The sequence below is a fragment of the Paenibacillus sp. J22R160 genome, from assembly GCF_059692135.1.
The window spans coordinates 49,186-75,404 of the sequence record NZ_JCAUAU010000026.1 but is presented as its reverse complement, the minus strand read 5'-3'; the positions used below and the strand labels follow the sequence as shown (position 1 = coordinate 75,404).

28 protein-coding genes are annotated in these 26,219 nt (G+C 43.5%); 18 read left to right on the top strand and 10 right to left on the bottom strand.

The features are described from left to right. Positions 1-54: 54 nt before the first annotated feature. Positions 55-933: a LysR family transcriptional regulator gene (locus tag AC58UW_RS30040; protein WP_497424240.1), complete on the bottom strand. Its 879-nt coding sequence runs from the start codon at positions 931-933 to the stop codon at positions 55-57. 134 nt (positions 934-1,067) lie between these two features. On the opposite strand from AC58UW_RS30040, the gene zwf reads away from it, so the two are divergent. From zwf to AC58UW_RS30020, 4 genes are all read left to right on the top strand, one after another. Next, positions 1,068-2,594 (top strand): glucose-6-phosphate dehydrogenase, encoded by a 1,527-nt coding sequence (gene zwf, locus AC58UW_RS30035; protein WP_497424239.1) that lies wholly within the window; start codon positions 1,068-1,070, stop codon positions 2,592-2,594. Positions 2,595-2,640: 46 nt separating this feature from the next. Beyond that, the gene (locus tag AC58UW_RS30030; RefSeq protein WP_497424238.1) at positions 2,641-3,990 is read left to right on the top strand and encodes a glucose-6-phosphate isomerase; all 1,350 of its coding nucleotides are present in this window, start codon (positions 2,641-2,643) and stop codon (positions 3,988-3,990) included. 15 nt (positions 3,991-4,005) lie between these two features. Continuing rightward, positions 4,006-5,424 carry an NADP-dependent phosphogluconate dehydrogenase gene (gene gnd, locus AC58UW_RS30025; protein ID WP_497424237.1) on the top strand — a complete coding sequence of 473 codons (1,419 nt, stop codon included), beginning with the start codon at positions 4,006-4,008 and terminating at the stop codon, positions 5,422-5,424. 143 nt (positions 5,425-5,567) lie between these two features. After that, the gene (locus tag AC58UW_RS30020; RefSeq protein WP_497424236.1) at positions 5,568-7,199 is read left to right on the top strand and encodes a hypothetical protein; all 1,632 of its coding nucleotides are present in this window, start codon (positions 5,568-5,570) and stop codon (positions 7,197-7,199) included. Positions 7,200-7,275: 76 nt separating this feature from the next. Here AC58UW_RS30020 and AC58UW_RS30015 read toward each other — a convergent pair whose 3' ends face one another. The 3 genes from AC58UW_RS30015 to AC58UW_RS30005 form a co-directional block, all read right to left on the bottom strand. Further along, positions 7,276-8,091 carry an ABC transporter permease gene (locus tag AC58UW_RS30015; protein WP_497424235.1) on the bottom strand — a complete coding sequence of 272 codons (816 nt, stop codon included), beginning with the start codon at positions 8,089-8,091 and terminating at the stop codon, positions 7,276-7,278. Further along, complete coding sequence (locus AC58UW_RS30010) at positions 8,088-9,104, bottom strand: ATP-binding cassette domain-containing protein (RefSeq protein ID WP_497424234.1); 1,017 nt, start codon at positions 9,102-9,104, stop codon at positions 8,088-8,090. Before AC58UW_RS30010 ends, AC58UW_RS30015 begins: the two co-directional genes overlap by 4 nt. A gap of 83 nt (positions 9,105-9,187) precedes the next feature. Further along, complete coding sequence (locus tag AC58UW_RS30005) at positions 9,188-9,883, bottom strand: Dph6-related ATP pyrophosphatase (protein WP_497424233.1); 696 nt, start codon at positions 9,881-9,883, stop codon at positions 9,188-9,190. 283 nt (positions 9,884-10,166) lie between these two features. Here AC58UW_RS30005 and AC58UW_RS30000 point away from each other — a divergent pair, with 283 nt between their 5' ends. From AC58UW_RS30000 to AC58UW_RS29990, 3 genes are all read left to right on the top strand, one after another. Next, positions 10,167-10,598 (top strand): HIT family protein, encoded by a 432-nt coding sequence (locus AC58UW_RS30000; protein WP_497424232.1) that lies wholly within the window; start codon positions 10,167-10,169, stop codon positions 10,596-10,598. A 61-nt stretch (positions 10,599-10,659) separates the two neighbouring features. Then, positions 10,660-11,136, top strand: coding sequence for a LysR substrate-binding domain-containing protein (locus AC58UW_RS29995; protein WP_497424231.1), 477 nt, complete (start codon positions 10,660-10,662; stop codon positions 11,134-11,136). Between the two features lie 142 nt (positions 11,137-11,278). After that, the gene (locus AC58UW_RS29990; RefSeq protein WP_497424230.1) at positions 11,279-12,040 is read left to right on the top strand and encodes a spermidine synthase; all 762 of its coding nucleotides are present in this window, start codon (positions 11,279-11,281) and stop codon (positions 12,038-12,040) included. On the opposite strand, the gene AC58UW_RS29985 is transcribed toward AC58UW_RS29990, so the two are convergent. Continuing rightward, entirely contained in the window at positions 12,003-12,851 is an 849-nt protein-coding gene (locus AC58UW_RS29985; RefSeq protein WP_497424229.1) for a nicotianamine synthase family protein, read from the bottom strand. The two genes, AC58UW_RS29990 and AC58UW_RS29985, sit on opposite strands and share 38 nt — an antisense overlap. A gap of 167 nt (positions 12,852-13,018) precedes the next feature. Between AC58UW_RS29985 and AC58UW_RS29980 the strand changes: the two genes are divergently transcribed. Together AC58UW_RS29980 and AC58UW_RS29975 are read left to right on the top strand one after the other, a co-directional pair. After that, positions 13,019-13,414 (top strand): GNAT family N-acetyltransferase, encoded by a 396-nt coding sequence (locus tag AC58UW_RS29980; protein ID WP_497424228.1) that lies wholly within the window; start codon positions 13,019-13,021, stop codon positions 13,412-13,414. A 23-nt stretch (positions 13,415-13,437) separates the two neighbouring features. Next, positions 13,438-13,899, top strand: a complete 462-nt coding sequence (locus AC58UW_RS29975) for a GNAT family N-acetyltransferase (RefSeq protein WP_497424227.1) — start codon at positions 13,438-13,440, stop codon at positions 13,897-13,899. A 77-nt stretch (positions 13,900-13,976) separates the two neighbouring features. Here the strand turns inward: AC58UW_RS29975 and AC58UW_RS29970 are convergent, their stop codons facing one another. From AC58UW_RS29970 to AC58UW_RS29955, 4 genes are read right to left on the bottom strand one after another with little or no spacing between them, the layout of a single operon-like run. Beyond that, on the bottom strand, positions 13,977-15,053 hold the full coding sequence (locus AC58UW_RS29970; protein ID WP_497424226.1) for a Ger(x)C family spore germination protein: 1,077 nt from the start codon (positions 15,051-15,053) through the stop codon (positions 13,977-13,979). After that, positions 15,040-16,119, bottom strand: coding sequence for a GerAB/ArcD/ProY family transporter (locus tag AC58UW_RS29965; RefSeq protein WP_497424225.1), 1,080 nt, complete (start codon positions 16,117-16,119; stop codon positions 15,040-15,042). Before AC58UW_RS29965 ends, AC58UW_RS29970 begins: the two co-directional genes overlap by 14 nt. Then, the gene (locus AC58UW_RS29960) at positions 16,112-17,554 is read right to left on the bottom strand and encodes a spore germination protein (protein WP_497424224.1); all 1,443 of its coding nucleotides are present in this window, start codon (positions 17,552-17,554) and stop codon (positions 16,112-16,114) included. Before AC58UW_RS29960 ends, AC58UW_RS29965 begins: the two co-directional genes overlap by 8 nt. Positions 17,555-17,576: 22 nt before the next feature. Further along, positions 17,577-18,002 carry an SRPBCC family protein gene (locus AC58UW_RS29955; RefSeq protein ID WP_497424223.1) on the bottom strand — a complete coding sequence of 142 codons (426 nt, stop codon included), beginning with the start codon at positions 18,000-18,002 and terminating at the stop codon, positions 17,577-17,579. Positions 18,003-18,190: 188 nt separating this feature from the next. Here AC58UW_RS29955 and larA point away from each other — a divergent pair, with 188 nt between their 5' ends. The 5 genes from larA to AC58UW_RS29930 all read left to right on the top strand — a co-directional run bounded on the left by larA (position 18,191) and on the right by AC58UW_RS29930 (position 22,435). Next, entirely contained in the window at positions 18,191-19,456 is a 1,266-nt protein-coding gene (gene larA, locus AC58UW_RS29950) for a nickel-dependent lactate racemase (RefSeq protein ID WP_497424222.1), read from the top strand. A gap of 156 nt (positions 19,457-19,612) precedes the next feature. Next, positions 19,613-20,074, top strand: coding sequence for a MarR family winged helix-turn-helix transcriptional regulator (locus AC58UW_RS29945; RefSeq protein WP_497424221.1), 462 nt, complete (start codon positions 19,613-19,615; stop codon positions 20,072-20,074). 43 nt (positions 20,075-20,117) lie between these two features. Beyond that, entirely contained in the window at positions 20,118-20,489 is a 372-nt protein-coding gene (locus AC58UW_RS29940; RefSeq protein ID WP_497424220.1) for a VOC family protein, read from the top strand. Positions 20,490-20,662: 173 nt separating this feature from the next. Next, positions 20,663-21,106, top strand: coding sequence for a GyrI-like domain-containing protein (locus tag AC58UW_RS29935; RefSeq protein ID WP_497424219.1), 444 nt, complete (start codon positions 20,663-20,665; stop codon positions 21,104-21,106). A gap of 21 nt (positions 21,107-21,127) precedes the next feature. After that, positions 21,128-22,435: an ankyrin repeat domain-containing protein gene (locus AC58UW_RS29930; RefSeq protein ID WP_497424218.1), complete on the top strand. Its 1,308-nt coding sequence runs from the start codon at positions 21,128-21,130 to the stop codon at positions 22,433-22,435. Positions 22,436-22,508: 73 nt separating this feature from the next. On the opposite strand, the gene AC58UW_RS29925 is transcribed toward AC58UW_RS29930, so the two are convergent. Beyond that, positions 22,509-22,967, bottom strand: coding sequence for a cupin domain-containing protein (locus AC58UW_RS29925; protein WP_497424217.1), 459 nt, complete (start codon positions 22,965-22,967; stop codon positions 22,509-22,511). Positions 22,968-23,142: 175 nt separating this feature from the next. On the opposite strand from AC58UW_RS29925, the gene AC58UW_RS29920 reads away from it, so the two are divergent. The 4 genes from AC58UW_RS29920 to AC58UW_RS29905 all read left to right on the top strand — a co-directional run bounded on the left by AC58UW_RS29920 (position 23,143) and on the right by AC58UW_RS29905 (position 26,012). Next, on the top strand, positions 23,143-24,015 hold the full coding sequence (locus AC58UW_RS29920; RefSeq protein WP_497424216.1) for a LysR family transcriptional regulator: 873 nt from the start codon (positions 23,143-23,145) through the stop codon (positions 24,013-24,015). Positions 24,016-24,127: 112 nt separating this feature from the next. Further along, the gene (locus AC58UW_RS29915) at positions 24,128-24,706 is read left to right on the top strand and encodes a TetR/AcrR family transcriptional regulator (RefSeq protein ID WP_497424215.1); all 579 of its coding nucleotides are present in this window, start codon (positions 24,128-24,130) and stop codon (positions 24,704-24,706) included. 79 nt (positions 24,707-24,785) lie between these two features. After that, positions 24,786-25,604 (top strand): SDR family NAD(P)-dependent oxidoreductase, encoded by an 819-nt coding sequence (locus tag AC58UW_RS29910; protein ID WP_497424214.1) that lies wholly within the window; start codon positions 24,786-24,788, stop codon positions 25,602-25,604. Between the two features lie 168 nt (positions 25,605-25,772). Further along, positions 25,773-26,012 (top strand): hypothetical protein, encoded by a 240-nt coding sequence (locus AC58UW_RS29905; RefSeq protein ID WP_497424213.1) that lies wholly within the window; start codon positions 25,773-25,775, stop codon positions 26,010-26,012. Positions 26,013-26,219: the final 207 nt, after the last annotated feature.

The window sequence follows — 26,219 nt, the reverse complement described above, 5'->3', positions numbered from 1 at the left end:
AAACAAGCAAAAACAGCCGGTCCTCTTAAGGGATCGGCTGTTTCCGTTGTAACTCTATTGAACCAACTCTATGAACCTTTTTGCAGGAATGGATAAAGGCATATTACGCATAGTCATAATGCCTACATGAGTAGGGGGCAATTTCACGTCTAATTGTATCTCGAATAGCGAACCTTCTTCGAGCTCTTTCGAAATAAATTCTTTGGTTACGTAAGAGATTCCTAGTCCTTTCCGTGCAAACTCGATAAGAAGCTCCACGCTACCGACCTCGATTTCAGGCTTGAGTTTATAACCGTAGCTTTGGAATAATTCCGTTATGGCCATGCGTGCCCGGCTATTGCGCGAGAAAAGAATGACGGGATATTCGAGCAGCATTTCCAAGGATAAAGTCTCACCTTTAAGTTGATAATAACGCGGCCCCGCTACAAAGCAATCCTTAAGCTGAATACTCTCTCTCACTTCAAGCTGAGAATCAACAATTGGCATTCGAACAACGCCCAGATCAATTCTACCTTCTTTTAGAAAAGATATAATTTCTGGTGTAGTACCGTGATTCAAGTGAAGCTTGATACCAGGATGGTTCTGATGAAATTCCTCCAAGTACGGTAACAAATAATGCTTGAAGAGAGAATCGCTTCCGCCGATTCGAAGCTCGCCGCTGTCTAGATTTTTCAGCGCAGCCATTTTTTCCTCGGCTCTCGATATGAAGTTCTGTGACTGCTCTATGTAGGAATAAAGGATGGCACCCTCTTGCGTTAAAGCAACACCTTTGGAATTCCTATAAAACAACGCGATACCAAAGCTGTCTTCCAGCTGTTTAATGGCGTGACTGACGCTTGGCTGGGTGATGTACAAGGCTTTGGCAGCTTGAGTCAAACTACCAGTTTTCGCTGCCCAATAAAACACTTTATATAATTCGTAGTTATTTATCATAGATGAGGTCTATATCTCCTCTGAAATATAATGATTTCTTTTATAGATGGTAATTATATTATAGTGGAGTTACGAAAAAGAAACCAGAGCCTACTGAATGATCAAAGGAGCTCTGTTGGAAGGAGAAGAGAATAATGGAACCTACTACATTTGTCTTATTTGGAGCGACAGGGGACTTAGCCAAAAGAAAAATATACCCTGCACTGTATAATTTGTTTGTCGATCAAAAATTGCCGGAATCATTCTCTTTGATTGGACTGGGAAGAAGAGAGCTGTCGGATGAAGCCTTCCAGGCGAATGTCGAGCATTCTATCCATACTTTCTCCAGGCGTAAAGTAAAAAATCCTGAATCATTGAAAAACTTCTTGCGTGCATTCCGCTATAGTGTGCTAGATATAGACCGTAAAGAAGATTATCAGAAGCTGCTGCAGCTTATCGAACAACGGGAAGAAGAACTCCGTATTGTACCGAATCGCATGTTTTATTTATCGGTGGGACCTGAATTTTTTGAAACGATCGCGGCGAATATCCAGGAAAGTGGACTTGGTTCCGCGAATGGCTGGAAGCGTCTTGTGATCGAGAAACCATTTGGCCATGATTTGCAATCCGCTCGTGACTTAAATCAGCAGCTAAGCAAATCTTTTGCAGAAGATGAAATTTATCGAATCGATCATTACTTAGGCAAACCGATGGTGCAAAAACTTGAGGTTATAGAGCAATCCAATCCAATCCTTCATGCGATATGGACTAATAATTACATTGCCAACGTTCAGATTACGGCAAACGAAACGGTCGGTGTTGAAGAAAGAGCAGGCTATTACGATCATGTAGGCGCGGTAAGAGACATGTTCCAAAACCATATGCTGCAATTGCTCATGATGTTGACGATGCACCTGCCTAATATGAACAGCTCCGAGTTGGTGAGGTTTAAGAAGAAGAAAGTGATGGAAAACCTCGAACCGCTGCTTAAACAGAATGTTGGCGCCAACGTTATCCGCGGTCAATACAAAGAAGGAACCATTGGAGGAAAGCAAGTCGTTGGCTATACTTCTGAACCAGGGATTGCAAGTACATCCATGAACGATACGTTTATTGCCGCCAAATTGCAGATCGACGACTTCTTTTGGCGGGGAGTTCCGATTTATATCCGGACAGGTAAACGAATGAAAGAGAAATCAACACGGATCGTAATTGAATTCAAAGAACCGTTTACGAATCTTACTCAACCACATCATGATGATAGTCAAATGCCTAATCTTCTGGTATTTGAAATTAGTCCAAATGAGAGCATTACGCTGCAATTAAATTCGAAGGATCCTCAGCATAACGGTAAATTCAAGCCAATTCAAATAGACTTTCACGAAAATCAGGAAGATGTACCCGAAGCTTATGAGAATTTGATCAACGATGCTATGCAAGGAAACCCGACGTTTTTTGCGCATTGGGACGAAGTCGAATTGGCTTGGGCTTGGGTTCAACCAATCTTAGATGCTTTCCAAGAGAATCTAATTCCTCTTCATCTGTATGCCGCGGGCACGAATGGCCCCGCTGAATCTGATGCCTTATTGGCGGAGAATGGCCATCATTGGTGGTTTGATTCCAATACCGATCATGAAAGTGAAACAAACGAAGAAAAACAATATGCCCATCATAGAAGCTGATTTACGATTCATTTACTACATGCAGGTCTAAAAGGAGAGGTTCCAGATGGCTATTTCATTTAATTATTCCAGTGCATTACCATTTATCCAGCAGCATGAAGTCGATTATTTTAGTGAGTTTGTCAAAGTGGCCCATGACATGCTTCATGAGAAGAAAGGACCTGGTTCCGATTACTTGGGCTGGGTGAATCTGCCGCTTCAATATGATAAAGAAGAGTTTGCAAGAATTAAAGAAGCTGCACAGCGCATTCGTTCCAATTCCGATGCCTTAATCGTCATTGGAATTGGCGGCTCCTATTTGGGAGCTAGATCCGCGATCGAAGCCTTGTCTCACACATTCCATAATCAGATGGATGGGAAAACACAAGTATATTTTGCCGGTCAAAATATCAGTTCTACGTACATCACGCATTTGTTAGAACTTCTGAAAGGTAAGGATATCTCCCTGAATGTCATTTCCAAGTCGGGAACGACGACGGAACCAGCCATCGCCTTCCGCATCTTACGAGATTATATGGAGAAAAAGTATGGAAAAGAAGAAGCGAAAAAACGAATCTATGCTACTACCGACTCATCGAAAGGTGCATTGAAAAAGCTTGCCGATGAAGAAGGATATGAAACCTTTGTCATTCCTGACGATGTAGGCGGCCGCTATTCCGTACTTACTGCTGTAGGACTTCTGCCGATTGCTGCTGCCGGACTTGACATTGACCAGATGATGGCGGGTGCCGCGGCTGCTGCGCAGAAATACAATAATGCCGACCTTTCTACGAATGAAAGCTATCAATATGCGGCCGTTCGTAATTCCCTTTACCGTAAAGGGAAGAGCATTGAGCTGCTGGCGAACTTTGAACCGTCCTTGCATTATGTTTCTGAATGGTGGAAGCAGTTGTTTGGCGAGAGCGAGGGCAAAGACCAGAAAGGGCTATATCCCGCATCTGTCGATTTCACAACAGATTTGCACTCGATGGGACAATATGTCCAAGAAGGCCGTCGCGATCTTATTGAAACGGTGCTATCTGTGAAGAAGCCGAGAGTAGAGTTGACGATTGAAAAGGACTCGGCTAATTTGGATGGTTTGAATTTTATTGCGGGCATGACGATGGACGAAGTGAACAAGAAAGCCGCGGAAGGCACACGGCTTGCGCATGTTGACGGAGGCGTGCCTAATCTGATTGTTGAACTGGATGCTCTGAATGAATATACGTATGGAGAAATGGTGTACTTTTTTGAGAAAGCATGCGGCATCAGCGGCTTGCTGCTTGGGGTGAACCCATTTGATCAGCCTGGCGTGGAGGCATACAAAATAAATATGTTTGCGCTGCTGGGCAAACCTGGTTTTGAAGCGCAAAAAGCCGAACTTCAAAAACGTATAGCTGCAACAGAGCAGAAATAAGAGGAGGCAATTATCATGAGTAAACAGCAAATTGGTGTGGTTGGCTTGGCCGTTATGGGTAAAAACTTGGCACTCAATATCGAAAGCAAAGGTTTCTCAGTTGCTTTATATAACCGTTCACCAGAGAAAACGAATGAACTGTTGGCGGAAGCGCCAGGAAAGAACTTTGTTGGCACTTATAGCGCCGAAGAATTCGTACAATCCCTAGAGTCGCCGCGTAAAATCTTAATCATGGTAAAAGCAGGTCAACCTACCGATGATACGATTAATTCGCTGATCCCTTACTTAAGTCCAGGGGATATCCTAATCGACGGCGGTAACGCTTATTTCCCTGATACGCAGCGTAGAAATAAAGAGCTTCAAGCCAAAGGCTTCCGCTTTATCGGCGCGGGTGTTTCCGGTGGCGAAGAAGGGGCGCTTAATGGACCAGCGATTATGCCAGGCGGCCAAAGAGACGCGTATGAACTGGTAGAGCCAATTTTGACGGCAATTTCGGCCAAAGTGAACGGCGATCCATGCTCTACTTATATTGGACAAGACGGCGCTGGACATTATGTTAAAATGGTCCACAACGGCATTGAATATGGCGACATGCAGCTTATCGGCGAAGCCTATCACTTGTTAAAGGATGTATTGAACTTAAATACAAATGAATTGCATGACATTTTCACGGAATGGAACAACGGTGAGCTGGATAGCTATCTGATCGAAATCACAGCCGATATTTTCGCAAAATCAGACCCGGAAACAGGTAAACCAATGGTGGATGTGATCCTTGATTCGGCTGGGCAAAAAGGAACCGGAAAATGGACAAGCCAAAGCTCTTTGGATTTGGGAGTGCCATTGTCCATTATTACTGAATCCGTATTTGCACGGTTCATCTCTGCCATGAAAGAAGAGCGCGTGGCTGCAAGCAAGCGTCTGAATGGTCCCGCGGCGTCAAGCTATGAAGGCGATCCTAAAGCATTCATCGAGGCTGTCCGCAAAGCGTTATATACAAGCAAAATCGCTTCGTATGCGCAAGGGTTTGCTCAAATGAGAGCTGCGTCTGATGCAAATGGTTGGGATTTAAACTATGGAAACATCGCAATGATCTTCCGCGGCGGATGTATTATCCGTGCAAGATTTTTACAAAATATCAAAGATGCTTATGACCGTGACCCCGCGTTGAAAAACTTGTTCCTCGATGAATACTTCGGCAAAATCGTTGATAATTATCAGGATGCTTGGAGAAAAGTCGTTTCCGTGGCCGTTACAAGAGGGATTCCGGTTCCTGCATTTGCTTCTGCGTTAGCCTACTATGATAGCTATCGCACAGAGAGATTGCCAGCTAACTTGCTGCAAGCTCAACGGGATTATTTTGGAGCGCATACGTTTGAGCGTGTAGATAAAAAAGGAAGCTTTCACTTCCAATGGATGGAAAATAACGAATAAATCGCTTTAAAAGAATGCATGAATCAAATAAAAGGAACCGCCAGGAAGAGTTTCCCTGACGGTTCCTTTTATTTCCGCAACGATACGATAGGTAATGACGTCTAATAAACTGTCAGATTAACTCGAAGATGAGGAGCTTTCGATTGAGAAACCGTACTTTATGGAAGTTGTTTACTGTCGTGCCGTTTCTAGCGGTAATGATCATGATCGGAATTATACATACAGTGCTGCTCGCAAGGGAAGAGGTGATGCCGTTTGCAGACTCTTATGGCCGAGCAACATCATTGCCGGAGCTCGCTACGCAAGCAAGTCCTGTTCAAATGATTGGTCCAAAATCTTTCGCATACAAGTCTGTAGATGAACTGGTCTATGTGAAAATTGACAACGAGGGACGGAGCAGCTCAGAAGTGCGGGCTGTGCCCGACATGGAGCTTTTTCAGTCATATCGCCTCATCGGTGAGGGAGAAGCCGTTTGGATCGGTGCGAGCAACAAGCTATATACGAGTGAATGGAAGAATGGGAAATGGTCACCGAAAAAAATAAAGAGTGAAACCGAGATGAATGGCGTTCAGGCCATACAGGGGCTTAATGGTAAAAAAGCACTGCTCGCGTATAATGAAGAGGCGCTCTTTGTGGAGGTTACTCCTGGCGAGGATGCACCGAATTGGATAAAGCTTAATGCGAGTGGTATCAAACAGGTGCAAGGATCTATGGACAAGGACGGTATGCTTTCCGTTGTGTATGCAACAAGTAAGGAAGGGAACTCTGCCCTGCACGTTGTAAAGTTGGATACCGTGTCTGGGAAGACGGTAGTCATGGACAAGCTCAAAGAATTAGAGCTTATTAACAGGGATTTGGAAGATTTTACGCTATATGCAGACAAATCTCTACTCAGGGTCGCCTATACGATCAGCTCAGCTAAATCAGGGAAGAGTACTCTGCAGATGCTCACTTTCCCTTGGGATCAACCTGCTAACATGCAGGACGAGCGAATAGACCTTCCAAGTTCAGCGACTAGAGATTCTGATACGATTTTGCAACCTATTTTCTCTCAGACGGATACTGGCGAAGTCACACTTGTGGTTTCATCGGTTTATGAGAAAAATCGGCGCATGAGCAGTCAAGAAGTGTATCAGTTAACCTTTCATGAAACTCAGCTAGCCTCATCGACCAAAATCAGCCAATTCGGCGGCTTCGCTCAATATCCGAACCTTGCGCTAGAGCAAGATACCCACCTTGCTGTTTGGCTTGATCGGGTGACCGAAGGGTCATACCGTATCTATTATGCTACGGATCAACAGTCTTACCGGGAGAGGATGAACCGGCTCACGTCAGAAGACTTACGAACGGCTGCCGAGAATCTTCCGCTGCTTTGGGGAATTGGCCTCGTAACTTGGTTTCTAAGTCTGAAGTGGATTTTCGTACCTGGGATCTATCTACTGGTGCTCAGTGCTTTTTGGCAGCATCAATACGATTCACGTCCGCGGCTGCATTTTTTCATATCCCTTGGCATGTACGTGGGAGTTAAGGCACTATTTATTCGAGATTATCGAAAGGCTAGTGCGCTTCAGGTGATGCCGGACTCCTTACAGCCAATCTTAATGTATCTATGTACTCTGATTATTATGGCCTTAATTGCTTATGGATGTACGCGGATATGGAGAAAAGGGCTAGATGATCGTAATATCGGTTTGGAATTGTTTTATTTTGTTCTTCTTGATGTCTTTATGACGAATTTATGGTACTCCTATTTCATGTCACCTGCTACACTCTAAATCTTTCATTGGATCCATATAAAATGAATAAGGCTGCCACGTATATGTGGCAGCCTTGCTGTTATGACATTATTTGTTATGTCCGGCGCATATAGGCAATTACCGTGATTGGTGCAAAAATTGCCACAATGACAATGGCCCCGATGAGGGAAATGGTGAGATCCCAACCAACAGTCCCCGTGTTGGCAAGTTCTCGTACGGCTGAGACAAGGTGAGAGATCGGATTGATATTAACAAACCATTGGAGCCAGCCGGGCATGGTATTCACAGGAACGAATGCATTGGAAAGAAACGTAAGAGGGAACAGAACAAGCATGGATATCCCTTGAACGCTTGAGGCCGTGCGGGCAATCACGCCGAAGAAGGCGAAGATCCAGCTAATAGCCCAAGAGCAGAAGATGACAAGTAGCGCAGCGATAGCCACATTTCCCAATCCACCTTCAGGACGATAGCCCATGATAAACCCCATCGAAAAGGTAAGTACAGTAGCAATGGTATACCGGATCGTGTCTGCCAAAAGTGCTCCTGCCAATGGCGCAATCCTTGCGATAGGCAGTGACTTGAATCGGTCGAATACGCCTTTATCCATGTCTTCACGTAACTGGACACCGGTGACGATTGAGGTCGTGATCACGGTCTGCACGAGGATACCAGGAATTATGACGGGCAGGTAGCTCACTACGTCGCCTGAGATGGCACCACCGAAGATGTAGGTGAACATCAGTGTGAAGATGATGGGCTGTAGAGTGACATCAAACAATTGTTCGGGCGTACGCCGGATCTTCAAAAGCCCTCGATAAGCCATTGTCAGCGAATTGCGTACTGATTGGCTGAAACTTGTATGGTTTTTCAATTTGCGCTCGGCAGGTGGTAGAATTGTATTGCTTCTCATACTCTAGCCTCCTGTATGCTGCTGGATGCATCGGATTCCTGCCGGGAGTGATCCTTAACACCTTGACCAGTAATGGTTAAAAATACTTCGTCTAGAGTCGGCTTCTGCACACTCATCTCTGCCAAATGAATACCAGCGGCCCGAAGGGAAATAAGCAGGTCTGTGACAAGATCCGCATTTGCCATAGGCGCAGTAATTTTTCCAGAAGTCACCGTGGGATGAACCTGGAGCACTTGCTCAACGATTCGATTGGCCTTTTCGATCTCTTGTGGATTCTGTACGATTAATTGCAGGGATGAGGTGCCAACGGATGCTTTCAATTCATCCACGGTTCCTTCAGCGACGACACGTCCGCGATCAATAACCGCAACCCGATCTGCGAGTTGATCGGCCTCTTCGAGATACTGCGTTGTTAACAGGATGGTAGATCCTGTGTTCACCAACCGCCGGATCGTATCCCACATTTGTGAGCGCGTGCGTGGATCCAGACCTGTCGTTGGCTCATCTAGGAAAATAAGAGGGGGTTGCGCGATGAGGCTCGCCGCCAGATCAAGCCTGCGACGCATGCCGCCGGAGAAGTTTTTCAATGGCCGTTTCGCGGCCTCTGTCAAGCCAAATTCCTCAAGCAATTCTTCTGTCTTGTTTCTTGCCTCTGCACGACCTAGACCCAGAAGCCGGGAGAAGATCATTAGGTTCTCTGTAGCGCTAAGTGACTCGTCAACCGAAGCGTACTGGCCGGTCACCCCGATTAATTGACGGACAATCTGCGACTCTTTCACAACATCGTGGCCGAAAATTTTCGCAGATCCCCCGTCTGGTCGAAGCAAGGTTGCCAGCATATTAATCGTGGTCGTCTTGCCGGCGCCGTTAGGACCAAGCACGCCATAAATCGTACCGGCTTGCACGATCAAATCAACGCCGTCTACCGCGCGATTCTGACCAAAAGTTTTGAGAAGCCCTCGAGCTTCGACGGCCAAAACTTCAGGTTTTCTCTCTCTTTGTATGGGATTCAATGCAATTCCTCCTACTTGATTTGTTACTGTGGATTATAACTTGCATTTTTAAACTGAATATAAACGGAACTCGAGGATATTCATTATAGGACTTGGTCTAACTCCAAAGGCAAAAAGGCATATTCGCCATGTTTTACGAACTCACCTTTGCGAATGGCTATAGGTTGTTTGAAAAGGGGGCCGTCAATGACAGTAGTATGGAATTCGCCGCCTTCCCCGCAGGGATCGATACCACGAGCTACAAGCTCCTCCACAAAAGCATGGGTTAACGTTCGACCAAGATCATTTTCCCGCATTCCTAATGTTAAATTCACGGTAACAATGATCGAAACAAATCCTAAATTAATGAATTCTTCGACCGCTTCGCGGTGGTCCATTTCCCATAGAGGCATCCCAAGCTTTAATCCAGCAATTCTCGATACCTTGTCCTGCCAGCAACCATGTGCGGTTAACTCGAGGTCTCCCGTTACTAAAGCTTCTGCTCCTTGATTCTTAGCATCTTCTAGAAGACGTATAAACACCTTTTCGTAATCAGCCCAACTTGCCGGCGCCGTGTAGACAGGCAAACCCATAGATTCGGCTTGAGCTCGAATAAGCTCGGGCGGCGTCCCATGAGACCGGGAACGTTTTCCTTCTTCCTCCAGCATGACGATCAGTCCAAGAGCTTTTCCAGCTTTCATTGCTTTATAAAGGGCCAAAACACTATCTTTTCCTCCGCTAAAAGAGGCAATAAACGGTTGTCCGTAAGCACCATTTTTCCAGTCAACAGCTTCTGTCATTCCTATCATTCCCTTTTGTATTAGGATTCTCACGTGTAAATATATCTGGTTATCATGATTTGAGATGTTCAATATCAACAGTCTGTATTATACAAGAGATGAGGGATTGTTGTATATTTCATCGAGAACGATCATTCTTTCTGAAGGAGTGCAGTTTAAGAGGATAGGCTGCCTTTTTAGCGGAAAGCAGGATAGCACAATGACTGCGAAGAACTATATAAGAAAATTTCGCCACATAGGGCTACTGAGATATTTTGGTTAACGCAGAAGGGAATGAAAAAACATGAATCATGATTCAAGCTGCTTAGGCTGTAGATTAGCTAATGGACTCGAGCCAACTCATTTAGTATACGAGGATCAACATGTGGCTTGCATATTAGTCATTGACCCATGCAGTGAGGGGCATAGTATTATCCTGCCTAAAAAACATTATGCGGACGTTGATGAGTTGGATTTAGATACAGCAATATCCGTAATGAAAGCGTGCGCTAAGCTATCCAGAGGATTAAAAAGTCTGTTCCAGCCTGATGGGATAAGCATGATGCAAAATGGTGGGAAGTTTAGTGATTTGGGACACTTTCATATGCACATTTGGGCTAGGTATGAGAATGACGGGTTCTCATGGATTGACCCCTTAGATTCTGGCGCAAGGAATCGATTTACCGAGACAAGAGAGACACTTGCAAGTGCGATTGCGACCTTAGCTGGAAGCTGAGCTTGGGGTACCGCTGTTTGAGCGGAAGGGGAGAAATCTGCAAATAAACCGATACGGTACCATGTTTGCTAAGCGAGTCGAGAAGATTTTGCAGGAAGTAGAGCGAGGAAAGCAGGAAATCGAAGAATGTTCCAACCCTGAGTCGGGTATCATCTATCTTTCTTATTTAAATATATTAGGTGTGGGTTTAATACCTCAACTGATTCCTGACTACCAGAAAGCCAACCCGAAAATAACCTTCGAGCTGACGCAAGGAGACAAGGGGGCGATTATGGAGCAGGTCGAGAATGGCTATTCGGATGTAATGATTAAGGAGCCGTTCGTAGGCCTGAAACATAACTGCTCTTTAAGAGATTCGCTCCTCACCCGCGTCCACCACATGAATTTCACTCTCGCGTCCACCTACGATGCGGAGGACCTTCCAACGGTGGCAGGCTTCGTAGCGGCAGGTCTCGGCGTATCTGTTTTGCCGAAAACCTCCGGATTGCAGCTGGAAGGTTTGCGATGGATTCAGATCCAAGAGGAAGGTTGCCTTTAGGAAGTCGGTCTGCATATCAAAAAGGACCGGTTTCTCTCTCCGGCAACCAGGAATTCGTCAGCTTTATTAAAGATAAAGCCGGCGCATTTACTTCCTGAGATCACATCGCCAAACTTAGACCAACCAGAAAGGAATCGATAACTTGGATTTACTTTTCATAACATCAAGCCCTAATCATGAGATTTCCGTTTACGACACGACTGAGTTGTATGGTGAAAAAGGAAGATTTCGCGTGTTGGAGTTTTCCAATCGTGCTATCCAAGGTGCAATGGATTTGAATAATCCTGAGCGTATGCTATTTGAATATCCCCGGGCTATTATACATCTAATCGAATATAATATCCCCGCCTTCGAGAACGCATTTATTATCGGACATGGGATTGGGACGATAGCCCGTTATTTTTCTGAGAAGCGATGCAAGGTTGCAGAGCTTGACCAGACAGTGGTGGAGTTAAGTACAAAGTTTTTTGGATACCGTAGGGACAATGTCAGCATTGGTGACGGCCGTCAACTTCTCGCAAATGAAGAGCATCATGCTTATGATTCGATTGTTTTGGATGCTTTTACTGAAAAAGGAACGCCTGCTCATTTGATCTCTCAAGAATTTTTTGAGATTTGCAGAGAGAAACTCGATTCCTCGGGACTGATCATCATGAACCTATTCGGTAAAGGTGAACATGACCAGCTCATGAATGCGATTCATTCAACGCTAAACGTGCAATTTGCGTATATCAAAGCATTTTCTCTGCCATCAGAAGGCATTGCTAACATTCAAAATATTATTCTCATTGGAAGAAATGAGCCAATTGGGTTCCAAGCACGCCATATGGCAGGCTTTATTGAGATCGAACTTGGGCAAGGTTATATCATTCGGGACAAAGTCGGTAGAAGCGAGCAGAATTGATAACACGATTTTCTATCGGCGAAGTCCGACCTAGCAGCTTCCAACCTGCCGCGGCAATAGCTTCCTCGTTGATCGCTTCATACATGAGTCGGCGTATGCCTTCCGCTGTACGAATGGCCACCAAAGCGTCCGAATTCGTACGGCGGATTTGCTCAAGTACTTTTTCCTTTTGCGTAACTAGGCTTGCAATAATCACATGTTGGTAAGAAGCATATTCGAACTCCGCACCATCTCCCAGTATTACTTGCACTTTATCGCTCAAATTGATCCGTTCTATCATTAAACGTGCAGCCTCACAAGCGTCCGGATCGATATCCACGCAGAAGACACTCACATTCCATCTCAGATGGAGCAGTACGGCACTCAGAGGTAAAGGCCCGCTTCCGACGAATACGATAGGTGAAGTGATTTCCTCCGGCCGACTGAGCTTACGGAGCTGCTTTAGCTCTTCGCCAACTAGACTTTCATAATTCCCCCAGTTTTTATATTGGAACAAGCTAGCTAATCCGAATTCGGACTGATTGCAGAGGTGCCGGGAGTCGAACAGCTCCATGCGGTACTCGGCTTCAGACAGCTTGGCAAGCAATCCCTTTTGCAGCATAGCGACATTGGCATTACTCATCACATACTTTATTTCTTCTGGTGTGTATGTTTGTCTGAGGGCCTCTGTGAAAATCGAAATCGTTTGCGTGATCGCAGAATTTGAAGGGGTCAGATCTGACTCCTGGTGAAGGACATCATAGGTCTCTTTAACAAGAGTTATCAAATCTGATATCCGCTTAGACGGCTCTGTTATAGAACAATATTCCATAAGCGTTTACCTCCAGTTCATTTCCGTACAATTGCTTGAACCCAATATATTCGATTAGTTGGTTATTTAGAAATGAAATTCTGCATTGTAGGAAAAGTAGGGCAGGATTGTTTCATTGATGTGGAGAAAATTTACAGGAGAAATGATTGAACCAAGGGGGGAGTTCATTGGAGCGTGAGATAATCATTAATCTGCCTATAGAACCGCACGAAGTTCCAAATTTGAGAGAACTGGTTGGGTGGGAAGGCCGACATGGGGATTACCCCATATTATTTGAACGGTGTAACTACTGGGCTGGTCTCAGAGATGCGAATACTGAGCTCATAGCATTCGGGTATGTAGCAGGAATGGGATTGCAACATGGCTATATGGAAGATATCATTGTGCATCCTCAATATCAGCGTAAAGGAATCGGTCAGGCCTTGGTAAAGAAATTACTCCAAGAGGCAGAACGCATCAGCTTAGAGATTGTAACTTTGACCTATGATTCGAAACATACATCCTTTTATTCAGCAAGTGGATTTACCCCTTGTTCTGGAGGATTGTGGCGGAGAAAAGACTAAGTGATTAGGAGGAGTAGATACCTGTGGCAATTATACGGTTGGCTACTGTAGGTGATATCGAAGAGCTTGTCCAGATGCGCTGGGACTTCACGGAGGAAGATCAGGATTTAAATGCGATTAATTTTGAAGAGTTTCAACAGATATGCAGGGGATTTTTGGTAAAAGCGATTGAAAGCGGAAACTGGTACATTTGGATTGCTGAAATTAATAAAAGGATAGTCTCTCATATGTACCTGCAATTGATACATAAAGTACCAAGGCCAGGCAAGTCGCTAGATCCTTATTACGGTTACGTTACGAATGTGTATACACGACCTATTTTCAGAAGCCAAGGACTTGGGGCCAAAATTCATCAAGCTATGGAACAATGGTCAAAAGAGAATGAAGTCGAATTTCTTCTTCTTTGGCCAAGTGCAAATAGTGTTGATTTTTACACAAGAAATGGCTTTACGCCATGTGAAGAAGCCATGGAGAAACATTGGTGAAACAGGTGGTAGATGCGGATGCAAAAAGGAACCGATGGCAATAACCCATAGGTTCCTTTTCTTTGTTCATTTCAAGATTAATTCGAACGCATTTTTATTAAACCTTCATTTTGAATATCTGTATGAAACTGAAGATCCATTTTCAACTGAGGATAGTATTCTGTTCGCCAATGCTCCAAATCTTTTCTGGGGATTTTGGTTCGGAAACGCTGTCCAATTCCTAAAATGTCAGCCTCACTTTTCTGGATTTTCGAAAATAGGATTTGAAATCGTTCCGAAATTAGCTTTTCTAACTCATTTAAAATTTCCGTTTGAGATGGATTTCCTTTGGTTTCTAAGATAACCACTTTCAAGTTAATTTGAGTATTCAAATAAGGCTTATTGTCAATAAGTTTACTCTTATATTTCATCATATTACTAACAATTACGACACTTGCATGATCCATCACTTCAATTTTTCCTTGCGTGCTTTCCTTGTTAAAAGCATTATAAAGGAGAGTTTCGTCAGAAGTGATTTGTTCAACCATCTCTCCATTTTTAATTACAGCTGAACCTATGTAATCGCATGGGGAATTTTGACCTGACTTCACAAGCGGGATGGCTATGTCATTGGTGTAGGAAAAAATACTTCGATATATCTGCCAAATCTGCGCTCTAGCGATTTGCGGGTTCCATCCGGCATTTTTTTCGAAAAAGTCGTAAACAAAAGCTCCTTTGGGAACCGTTGTTTTTGTTTCACTAGATAAAAACCTGGAAATGTCTTCATCACAGATAACAACGTAAGCTTTCAGGGAAATTTCACCGTTTCTCATAAAACCAGAGATAATGTCTTTCATTCCCTGCTGTGCGACTTTTTTTTCAATTAGAATAACTTTAATGTGGAGTAAGTCAACTTGCTTTTCCTTATTCATACTGATCTTATCTACCGCTTGGCTTATTGTTTTACCCGTCTGGGTGATCATTCTCAATTTTATCGTATTCTGATCGATTTCTGGAGACTGCAGGAACACTTTATATTCATCATCTTGTTTGGTAACACCCATAACCAATGGCAAAGTGCGATGATTGATGTCCTTATTATCCCAACAACCGCTCAGCGTAAATACCAGACATAGAAACACGAGAATTTGTACGATAGACTTAATTGAGTTCATGACCCACCTTCCTTTTATAACGCAGCCCTAGATAATAAATTGACAACGGAACAGTCATTAAAATAAAGAATCTTAATGGGGTGTTCAATAGAAAGAGTTTTTCTATGCTTTTCCAGTCAGGAATCATTAAACATAAAACAAAGATTGAAACCGAGAGCACGAGGATAAGATAAATCGGTTTAATGAAAGGCATGCATTGACTTATGATGCGGTTGGTCTCCCAAAGTGTTAATGATATAAACAGCATGATGAAGGTGATCAAGGTAAGCAAGAAAAACATGGTGACTCTGTCGAACATTAACCAAGATATATTTAGCGTCTCTACTACAACAACAAAGGGGTAATGAAGGGTTACAGCTGTGGCCTCTCCGAACGTGAGAATAGGAATATAGACAGAGAAGATAAAGAAGGGGATGAGAGCAGCTGCCGCGAGGAGAATTTTTTTTCTTTGATAAGTGACAAATGGCTGTACGAAGCCAAGAAACAAATAACCTCCTGCGAAGGCAAAAAAGCTTTGTAAATACGAGCCTTTTGTTAGGAATGAAAAATTTTGATCGAAAAGGGGAAAGGCGTAGTTCCAATCAATGTTCTGAAAAGAAGTGAAGCTAATGATAAAAATTAAAGGCAGAAAAATAATACCAAGAAGAATCCCGGTACGTAATATCGTTTCAACACCTTTGGATGCAAGATAGGTAGACACAAAGATTAATAAAATCATGATTGCCCACAAAGGGGTACTGGATAAAAAGATGATAACAATGACCTCTGAAAAGGCGCGAACGGCAAGAATTGTGGCTATGAGTAAATACACAGTTACTGGTATAAGAAAAATGAGGGCTACTCCTTTCCCAGCACTCAAATAGATATGAATAATATCCCATTTTGGAAAAAAACTTAGACCTTTCATATAGATTGAAATTACTAAAAAATGCACGATAACCCCTACAAGGATAGGAATCCAATGCGCTGATTCAGTACTTCCAATAATATTTTCCGGATACAAGAAAAAAATGAGGCCTAAATGAGTGAGAATATACATGAGCATGATCGATGAGCTTTTATCCATTTTTGGTTCGGTCCTTTGCTACATTTATTTGAATATAGGGAATTCCGAAGGTACTTAGACTTGCTAAGTAGGCGCATACTAAAACCAAACCTGTTAAGATGCCTAACACCCCGTATAGCGCAGCTAGAACAACGATTAAATATTTAAATAAACGAATCGAGAGTGAATTTTGAAATCCAACAACTGTTGAATTCGCGATTGTAGTAGCAGCAAGGATGATAATGATGAGGTTACTCACTAATTTTGCTGCAACGATGGCTTCCCCTAGTATAATTCCGCCTACCATAGTAAGCGTTGGCCCAATACTTTTGGGCAACCTCACGCTAGCCTCCAGGATTAATTCCAAAAGAACAAGAATCATAAGAATTTCAACTAGTGCAGGATAAGGCACGCTATCACGACTTTGGGAGACAGCTAATGCAAGTTCAATTCTCAAGACTTCGGGATTTACGGCTACAAGAGCAACGTATAGAGCAGGAATAATTAAAGTCATCAAGACGCCAATTATCCGTAACAATCGGATAGACAGCATTAAGGGTAACGGATAATTACGATCATTTTCCAATGCAAACATATCCCATAATAAGCTTGGAAGCACGAGTGCAAAAGGGAATCGATCCACAAATAAAACAACTTTGCCTACACGTAAGGATTGAGCAACTTCTTGGGGGAGTTCTGTTGTATTAAATTTAGAAAAGGGTCCCCAGGCTGAAAAACCCATCGTTCTTGATAAGTTTTGCAAATTGTGAACTTCCTTGTCGAGATTCATTTCGAGTTGACGAATAATGTTATTCACCAAATCCATTTGGGCATGGCTTTCACAGTACATCAACGAAATCTTTTTTTTCTCATCTTTGCCTACATAAAATGATTTTACTAATAGAAGATCTGAACTTAACTGTTTTCTAACAATGCCAATGTTTTGCTCAATGTCTTCAACGAAGGAACTTAATGGTCCCTGAAGAACATTTTCATTTGTAGGAGGTTCAGTGAACCGATTTAGCAATTTAGGTATCGGTTGCGAAACAACAAACTTGTTATATAACCCGAAATAAATGATTAATTTGCCCTGGACGATAGAAGAAACAACTTCATTCGAGTCGTTCTCCTTTACTTCACCGAACAAGCTCAATAATTCATCCATTGTCTTACTGGTTGAAATAGCGTGCTCGATGTACATATGAATGGCTTCTCTAGATTCTGTTAAGTCAATCATCGTATTAAAGCCCATTAAGATGACAGGACTATCCATAAAATAATCCTGTTGAAGAAAGAAATCATCGTTATTCAGAAACTTATTTGTAATTTCTTTTATCAATGGATCCATCGGCCTGATTCTCCCTTGTACGCCAAAACTTTTTGTTATATTTTCCCATTGGTATGAAATATATACAAAGAAACTAAAAAAACCTTCCATAAAGGAAGGTTCATTCAAGTCAAATCAGAGGATCCAAATCTTATTTAGCATTTTCGCTGTATTTTTTAAAATTGTCTAGAAACGCCTGCCAGCCTGCTTTTTGCATTTCAACAGGATTAGCGGTCTCGGCATCAAAAGCTTCAATTACTTTCGTATCGTTATCTTGACGAATAAATGTAATCTCAACTTTTCTTCCATCTCCCATGGTGTAGGAAATGAATTCATGCGTTCTCACTTCATCGTAAACGCCACCCAAATCAAATCCAAAACTTCCATCTTTGGCTTCCAATCTTGTAATGAATGTGCCGCCAACTCTTAGATCATTTTCGGCTCTTGGTGCATGCCAGTCATCAGAGGCAAAAGACCATTTTGTAATATGTTCTGGTTGTGTCCAATATTCCCACACTTGTTCAACTGGTGCATGTACCGTTGTTTCAACCGTTACTGTTTGTTTAGCTGTTTCCATTACTATTACCGCCTCACTATTAGTATTTTGTTGAACTATGGTAATTATAGCATTAAATATCGGTGAACCATAGCTGTGTTGTAGTGCCGCGGTAGACTGCCGATTGTCTATGTTAAACTGGAGAAGTCTGTTAATAGTTGTCTATGCTATACTTTAATTATTACAATGTTGATGATGGAGGGATAGTTATGCAAACGACCCTGCTGTACGGAAAAGGAACCTTAGCTGTTGAAGTGCCAGACCATTCGATGATCATCGAGCCTTATCATTTGGATGGCATACAAGAAGATAAACAAGCCGTAATAGCGGCTCTCCGTAACCCGATTGGTTTGCCACCTTTGGCCGATATGGTCAAATCTACAGACAAAGTAGCTATTGTCATTAGCGACATTACTCGTCCAACCCCTAATGAGAAACTGGTGCCGTGGATCATTGAGGAACTAGCTCACGTGCCAAAAGAAAAAATTGTCATCATTAACGGTACGGGAACACATCGCGATCAAACGGAGGAAGAATTTGTTCAAATGTTGGGTAAGTCAGTTGTCGACAGTGTACGGGTGATCAATCACCATTGCCACAACAAGGATGAATTGGTGAAGGTAGGTCATAGCCAATTTGGATGTGATGTCTATTTAAATAACGAGTATGTAGATGCTGATTTCAGAATTGTGACAGGTTTTATAGAGCCTCACTTTTTTGCGGGTTTCTCAGGAGGGCCGAAAGGGATCATGCCAGGCATTGCAGGAATTGATACAATATTGACCTTCCATAACGCCCGAATGATCGGAGACCCTTTGGCAACGTGGGGGAATATGGTCAATAATCCTCTGCAAGATATGACCCGCGAAGTAAATCGCTTGTGCAAGCCACATTTTATGCTCAATGTGACACTAAATAAGTCGAAGGAAATCTCGCAAGTTTTTGCCGGCGAGCTGTTTGAAGCCCATGATCAGGGGTGCGCTTTCACTAAACAGCATGCCATGATCCCTGTTGAGGGGCGGTTTGATGTCGTCATTACTTCGAACTCGGGCTATCCGTTGGACCAGAATCTCTATCAAGCGGTCAAAGGGATGAGTGCGGCTCATAAGATTGTTAAAGAGGGCGGAACCATTATCTGTGCCTCTGAATGCTCGGATGGGATTCCGAACCACGGGAATTATGCGGAAATTTTGCAGTTAAGAAAAACACCACATGAGATTCTTGAAATGATTAATGATGGAAGTTTTCAAAAGTTTGATCAATGGCAAGTACAGAAACAGGCCGTCATTCAGGTCTGGGCAGATGTTTATTTGTATTCCTCTTTGGCGGACGAAGATGTCGAAAAAGCGATGCTAAAAACTACCCATGACATCGAAGCTACATTGGAGCAATTGAAAGAGAAGTATGGCGCCAATATGACAGTAGCCGTTCTGCCTTTAGGACCTTTAACAATTCCATACGTTCGTGGAGAATAAAATAGGTTATAGGCTTGATGATCCTAGTGTTTTGACCTGAAATAGGGTTAATTTACATGGGCGTCAAGCCTAAATGCTTTAAATTAGTTGCAATAGCATCCTATATGGCGTATATTGAAATTAGTTGCAATAGCATCCTATTGAAGGAGGAGTAAATTGAGCGATCACTGGAGGCCAACGAACAAGGACACAACGGAATCACACGGCCAATACATCTCAGCCATTTATCGTCACATGCAGATATTGATCTCATCTGAACTGCAACCTTACCGGATTGGAAGTGGTCAGTACATTTTTCTGATGGCGATCGCTTTCAATCAGCCAATCACGCAGAAGGCTTTAAGCGAGAGGCTGCTCATCGATAAGACGACTACCGCCAAGGCGATTGCCAAGTTGGAGGCAGAAGGATATGTTCGGAGGGAAGCCGATCCCGCGGACAACCGCTATCAGCTGCTCTTTTTGACAGAAGCAGGACGAGAGGTGGTGCCGAAGGTGCAAGAAGCTTTGAACCGCGTCAAAGGAAAAACCCGGAAGGGCATTACGGATGAGGAGTATGACTTGTTGATAGTTCTATTGAAGACTGTCCTTAGTAATTTGAGCGAGCAAGAGGAGATGTAGAAGTAATTGTTTCCGAGTTAGAACAAAACTAAGGAGGTTTTAGATGATGATAGCCATTCCTTTTATCGTACTGGAGAACTGCAAAGACGAAATTAAGTACTATCAAAGCATTTTTGGCGGTGAGATTTCCATTTTGCGCATGCAAGGCGAAGAGGTGCTTAACGCGGATCTGCATGTCGGGAAGGCAACGCTTAAGTTTGCCGATGCTCTAGCCGCGAAACCGGCGATGAAAGGCGATTACGTGAGAGTCTTCCTGAGAATCGAGACGGAGGAATCGTTCCGAGCGATTTACGGCGCCTTCGCGTCCGGCGGGACGATTAACACCGAGGTATACGAGGCTCCGTTTAACGGACTGCTCGCCACGGTTACCGACAGGAACGGCGTATGTTGGGTGCTGTCTTTTTATCGAGAGTAAGCGATCAATAACTATCAAGGCAGCTGGCCAAGGGTCGGCTGCTTTTTCTTCTCCACTGTGCAGGATAATGCCAATGATTGGAGAAGAGATTAGGGGAGTGAAAAAGTAAAAAATATACATTTTAATGGGATATAAAATGCGAACACAAATACGAAAGAAGAAGGGTGATAGTCATGGAACCCATCATTATTAATCAAAGAAAAGTAGTTACATTATTTGGTTTTTCTAAAACTCATGATCAAAACAAAAGTTACGGGGATACGATTTTTGAATTGCTGGATAAAGTTTGGAAAGAAGTGCGAGAGAATGGACTCTCACACAAGGGAACTAATCACGTCGTTTATGAAAATGACAACAAGATTTTTGCAGGTATTGAGTTAATTCTTCCACCTAGTGAGGATTCATTATTGGAAAAAACGGATGTTATTTTAGAAAAATACGCGTATTGCAAACATATCGGACCCTATAGTGAACTAGACAGAACTTATGAAAGCATTCGTTCATTGGTTAGGGCTTCAGGTGAGGATCATGAGCTTCCGTTATTAGAGGTATATGGACATTGGACTGAGGACGAATCCAAACTAGAAACGGAGATTTTCTATAATCTTAAGCCATAGCGAAGGAGGAAAGCTACTTACGTGACTGAAACAACTAATAATTCTCATTCAAAAGATGATAGGGACCCCAGAGCCATCCAACAATTCAAAAAGGCAGTTGATGATAACGACCCAGAAGCTGTAAGACATTTACTGCAAAGCTATCCACCGCTTATTACACGGCTAGACGAACCATGTTTTGCTTTTGATACACCTGCGATTGTGATTGCTGCCTATAGAGGTAACCGTGAGATGATTGATGTGCTGCTGGAATGCGGTGCGGACATCAATGCTAAGAGCACCTGGTGGGCAGGAGGATTTGGTGTTCTGCACCATGACCATCATAATTTATCCCGCTACCTTATTGATCGAGGAGCTCAAGTCGATCCACATGCTGCTGCAGCTTTGGGTATGATGGAAGTCCTACAAAAAATGGTGGAGGAAGATCCGTCTGTTGTCAATCAGCGTGGTCCTGATGGACAGGTTCCTCTGCATTATGCCGTTTCACTTGACGTCATCGATTTCCTGCTGGATCACAACGCTGACATTGATAAGCGGGATATTGACCATAACAGTACACCAGCTCAGTATGCGATTAATAATCCGGACAAATGCAGAATTTTGATTCAACGAGGCGCCAAGACGGATATCTTTATGGCCTGTAAGTTAGGGGACATTGAGCTTGTTCGCAGCCTTCTGAATGAGGATCCCAATGCCCTTGAAGCTCAGGTGGGAAAAGGGGACTTTACCTCCGGTGAATCGAATGGAGGGCACATTTATGAGTACAATATCAGCGCAGGGGCGAGGCCGCTTTTTCTTGCGGCACACCTAGGTCATGATGCCATTACCGAGTTGATGCTGTCGTACAGTTCAGTTGAGCAGAAATTCTTGCTTGCTTGTATGCGGGCGGATGCAGCAGCTGTCCATAACATTTTAAGAGAGAATCGGGACATTGTACACTCCATACATTCGGAATACCAGAGTGTAATTACGGATGCAGCATGGAATCATCAGGCAGAAGCAGTGCGACTCATGTTGGACGTTGGTTTTCAGGCCGATGCGCGGCGTAATGAGCATTCGATGACAGCTCTTCATCGCGCGGCGATACGAGGAGACAGCGAAATTGTCCAAATGCTGATCGAACACGGAGCATCAGTGGGTATCCTGAATGAGTTTGGCGGGACCCCGCTCAATAGCTGTATCTGGGGCTCGATCAATTATAAGGATCCTCTAGGGAATTATGCTGGAGTAGCTAAGAGCCTCATAGAAGCAGGCGTCAAACTTCCAGAGCAGGCATCGGGCAGTGAGGTTGTGAAGTCTATTCTAATTCGGCACGGAGTGCCAGAATGAAAATCATAATAAAAAAGGTTATTCCATTTTATTGGAATAACCTTTTTATTATGAGTATAGATAGCGCCAACTCTTAGCCCAGTGTAAGGCCAATGGCGGCATTGTCGCTCGGAGTACCTAGCCAGTAGCCGTAAGATATGGCCACTTCAACAAAATGTTGCAGTGCCGCCGGCTCTGGAGGACCCGGAGGTACGGAATCAGCGGGGCGCCCGATTTCATTGAAAAATTTCCCCATTTTCACCGTTGATGCGATCAGTAAAATAGTTTGTTCATCCGAGGTGTTCCTCCAGGCGTGTTTCTGGTTTCCCGGAATATCTAGTATATCTCCGACCCGGAATACAGTCCATTTATCTCCAGTCCAGGCTTCAATTTCCCCAGAGAGAACAAAGAAGGTTTCGCGATCCTCATGGCTATGAATAGGTACGAAAACGCCAGGACCAACCACACCTTTCATTAGGCAATAGGTCGCATCGTTCGATAACTCCGTTAAGTGCTGAATGCGAGGTCCAAGTACGTCCAAAACTTCTGACATCTCCATATTCTCCTTTTATATCGATTAAATTTTGACACTGCTTCCAATCCTTCCAACTTCTCTATCTGCTGTAGCTATGTTAGGATTGATAAAATTGATCATAACGCGAACAGGATGGTTACGGAACTTCCTCTTCGTTTTATAGTTATAACATTTCGTTATAGGAGGGCTATGGATGCAAGTGGAATGGTACCAAAGTTTTACGGAGGCAGCAAAATGGAAGAGCCTGTCCAAAGCTGCCGAAAAACTTAGCTTGACTCAGCCGGCTATCAGCAAACATATTCGTCAGTTGGAAACTACCTACGGTGTCGAGCTTTTCCGCCGCTCTCACTCAGGTGTCGATTTGACTGACGCTGGCAGATACTTATTGGATAGGATTATTCCTGTCATACAAAATCTTGAGGCAATCGAAGGAGAAATGCGCCAATTTGCGCATGAACCAAGCTACACGCTCGGCAGTCTTCCAAGCGTAGCGACGCAGCTGCTTCCGGGAAGACTCCACGGCTATCATTCCGCTGGCAGCACGATTACGGTGAAAGTTCGGCAAAGATCAACCGAACTGCGAGAAGAACTTCAGGAAGGAGCCCTAGACGCGGCTTTAATGGATGCAACTCTCGTTGGAGGTCGGCTGTGGAGCCGAGAGCTGTTTAGTGAAAGCTATATTGCCGTGCTCCCAGAAGGCCATACGCTAATTGGGCGTATCGCTCTTAGCCCGATAGAGTTGAAAAACGAACCTTTCGTGTTTATGACGCAATGCGATTCACTCAAACGGTTCATGAAGATTGCGGAGAAATACGGTTTCCATCCCGACATTAAGATAGAAACCGACAACAATGACTTTTTGCTGAACGTTATAGCTGTCGGCGCTGGCATAACGGTGCTGCCCGAATTGTTCCGGGCACAGGCAGAACAGCTAGGTTTGCACACTGTACCCATAACTGAACCTGAATTGCGCCGTACAATCGTGCTAGCTTCACGAACTGCAGATATAGGTTCGAAGCTATATAAGTTATTGGATGCTGCGTACATGGCTATTCCTTTCGAATGATCGAATTTAGGACTGTAACCTTATCCCAATATGAGAACGTTCGGTAAAAATTATTCTTTACCGAACGTTCTCGATGTGATATAACTTTAGTTAGAAAGGAGAGGGACGTGAAATGCCTAGAGTCAAGGAATTTGATGAAGATGTGGTGCTGTTGAAGGCAATGAGGTTATTCTGGGAACAAGGCTATGAGAAAACATCTATTAATGATCTAGTCGAATTCTTGGATATCCATCGCAGAAGCTTGTACGATACGTTCGGTGACAAGCATCGATTGTTTCTTAAAGCCATCGATCGTTACAACAAGTACTTGGAAGGGCAATTTCACTCAGGCATCATCCGCGCCGATAGTGCTAAACAGGCTGTGCGTTTTCTGTTTGACTATATGATTGAAGGAAACGATGACAAGCCTCCGGGCTGTCTGCTTGTCAATATGGCTGTGGAACTTGGTCCATGGGATCAGGAAGTGGATGTTAAAGCCATAGAGAGCTTCGATAGGACGGAGCTGCTGCTCGCGGGATTAGTTCAGCAAGGGCAGGAAAGCGGAGAGTTCGCGACAACCCGTGACGCAAATGAGCTCGCGGAAAATATTCATAACACAATGCTGGGCTTGCGAGTACTCGCTCGAACCTCTGCCAACAAAGAGAAGCTTCACCGCATAGCTGATTCTGCTATGGCGATGCTTGATGTCTAATTCGAGCAGGTTTTTTTTGCACATATTAGAATGAATGTTCTTAATTATTTCAAAAACATAATTAAAAGGAGAATGAAACATGAGTAAAGTATGGTTTATTACAGGAACTTCAACAGGATTTGGCCGTCATTTTGTGGAGCAGCTCCTTCAAGCTGGGGATAGAGTAGTCGCTACAGCGCGTAAACTCGAAGCCATTCAAGATTTTAAATTATTAGCACCGGATCGTGTCCATCTTGTTGCCCTGGACGTAACCAAGGTTGATCAAATTCAAGCCGCCGTTCAAGAAGCCGTTCATGTATTCGGAAGAATCGATATTGTCGTGAATAACGCAGGATACGGACTATTTGGCATGCTCGAGGAATATACAAATGAACAAATTAGGAAACAATTCGACGTTAACGTATTTGGTGTATTGGATGTCATTCGGGCGACACTTCCCGTTTTCAAAAGCCAGGGTTCAGGACACTACATTAATTTCTCGTCTTTCTTCGGAGTAGTGTCCTTCCCGCCGTTCAGTCTTTATGCGGCTTCCAAATTTGCACTTGAAGGCTTCTCTGAAGCATTCGCGATGGAATTCGCAAGCTTTGGAATTAAGACGACGATCGTGGAACCTGCCGTTTTCGCAACCGAGTTTCTCGGGCATTCTTTGGAGCAATCCGAGAAAAAGCCGGAGTACATCCCATTTTACGATGCTTATGAAAAAAATCTATCAAACCTCAAGATTGGCGAACCGGCCAAAGCGGTACAATATATTATCTCCGTAATCAAAAACGGTGATGCACCGTTGCGGCTTCCGGTTGGTTCCCAGGCTGCCTATTCGATTCGCGATGCTTACAACAAACGGACGGAAGAACTGAACACCTGGTATGATCGGTCAGCTGAAGCAGATTCGAATTAACTGAAGTCGTTAAACAATATAAGAAGGCAGTACGCTAATTATAGCGAACTGTCTTTTTTACTTTATGGACTAAATATTTTCCAACTTTTCTCTTGACCCTAAAACCAAGGGTAGGGTTTAAAATGAGAGCAATTAAAAAAATCTACTGTAGAGGATGAGGTGTGTTATATGGATATTACTCCACAAGAAGAAAATATGATAAAGGCTCTGCGTGAAGCTGCATTGCCTCCTTTATTTGTGCTTATAAGAATAAGAAATGAAATAATAAATGACACTGTAGATATAGAAGTGAGCCGAAGAGAAGGCGTCATAGAAGCATTAGAAAAATACATCGGCCCACTTTGGGAAGAATATCATGATGCTAAGAACTCACTATCAAGTGACCGAGAGCTTCTTCCGGTCTTTTAAATTTCCACTTGAAGAAATTAGAATAATATGGTGTAATATATACAAACGTACGTTCTCTTTTTTCGTTTTGGCACGTAGAGCTTGGCAAATGAATTCGAAGGACCGTTTTCTTTTTGGGGCAAGGGAGAAATATATTTAAATTGTTTTTGCCCTTGTATAATTGCGCAGTCTGTTGTATTTTAAAGCGGACTATAAAGATAGAGAACT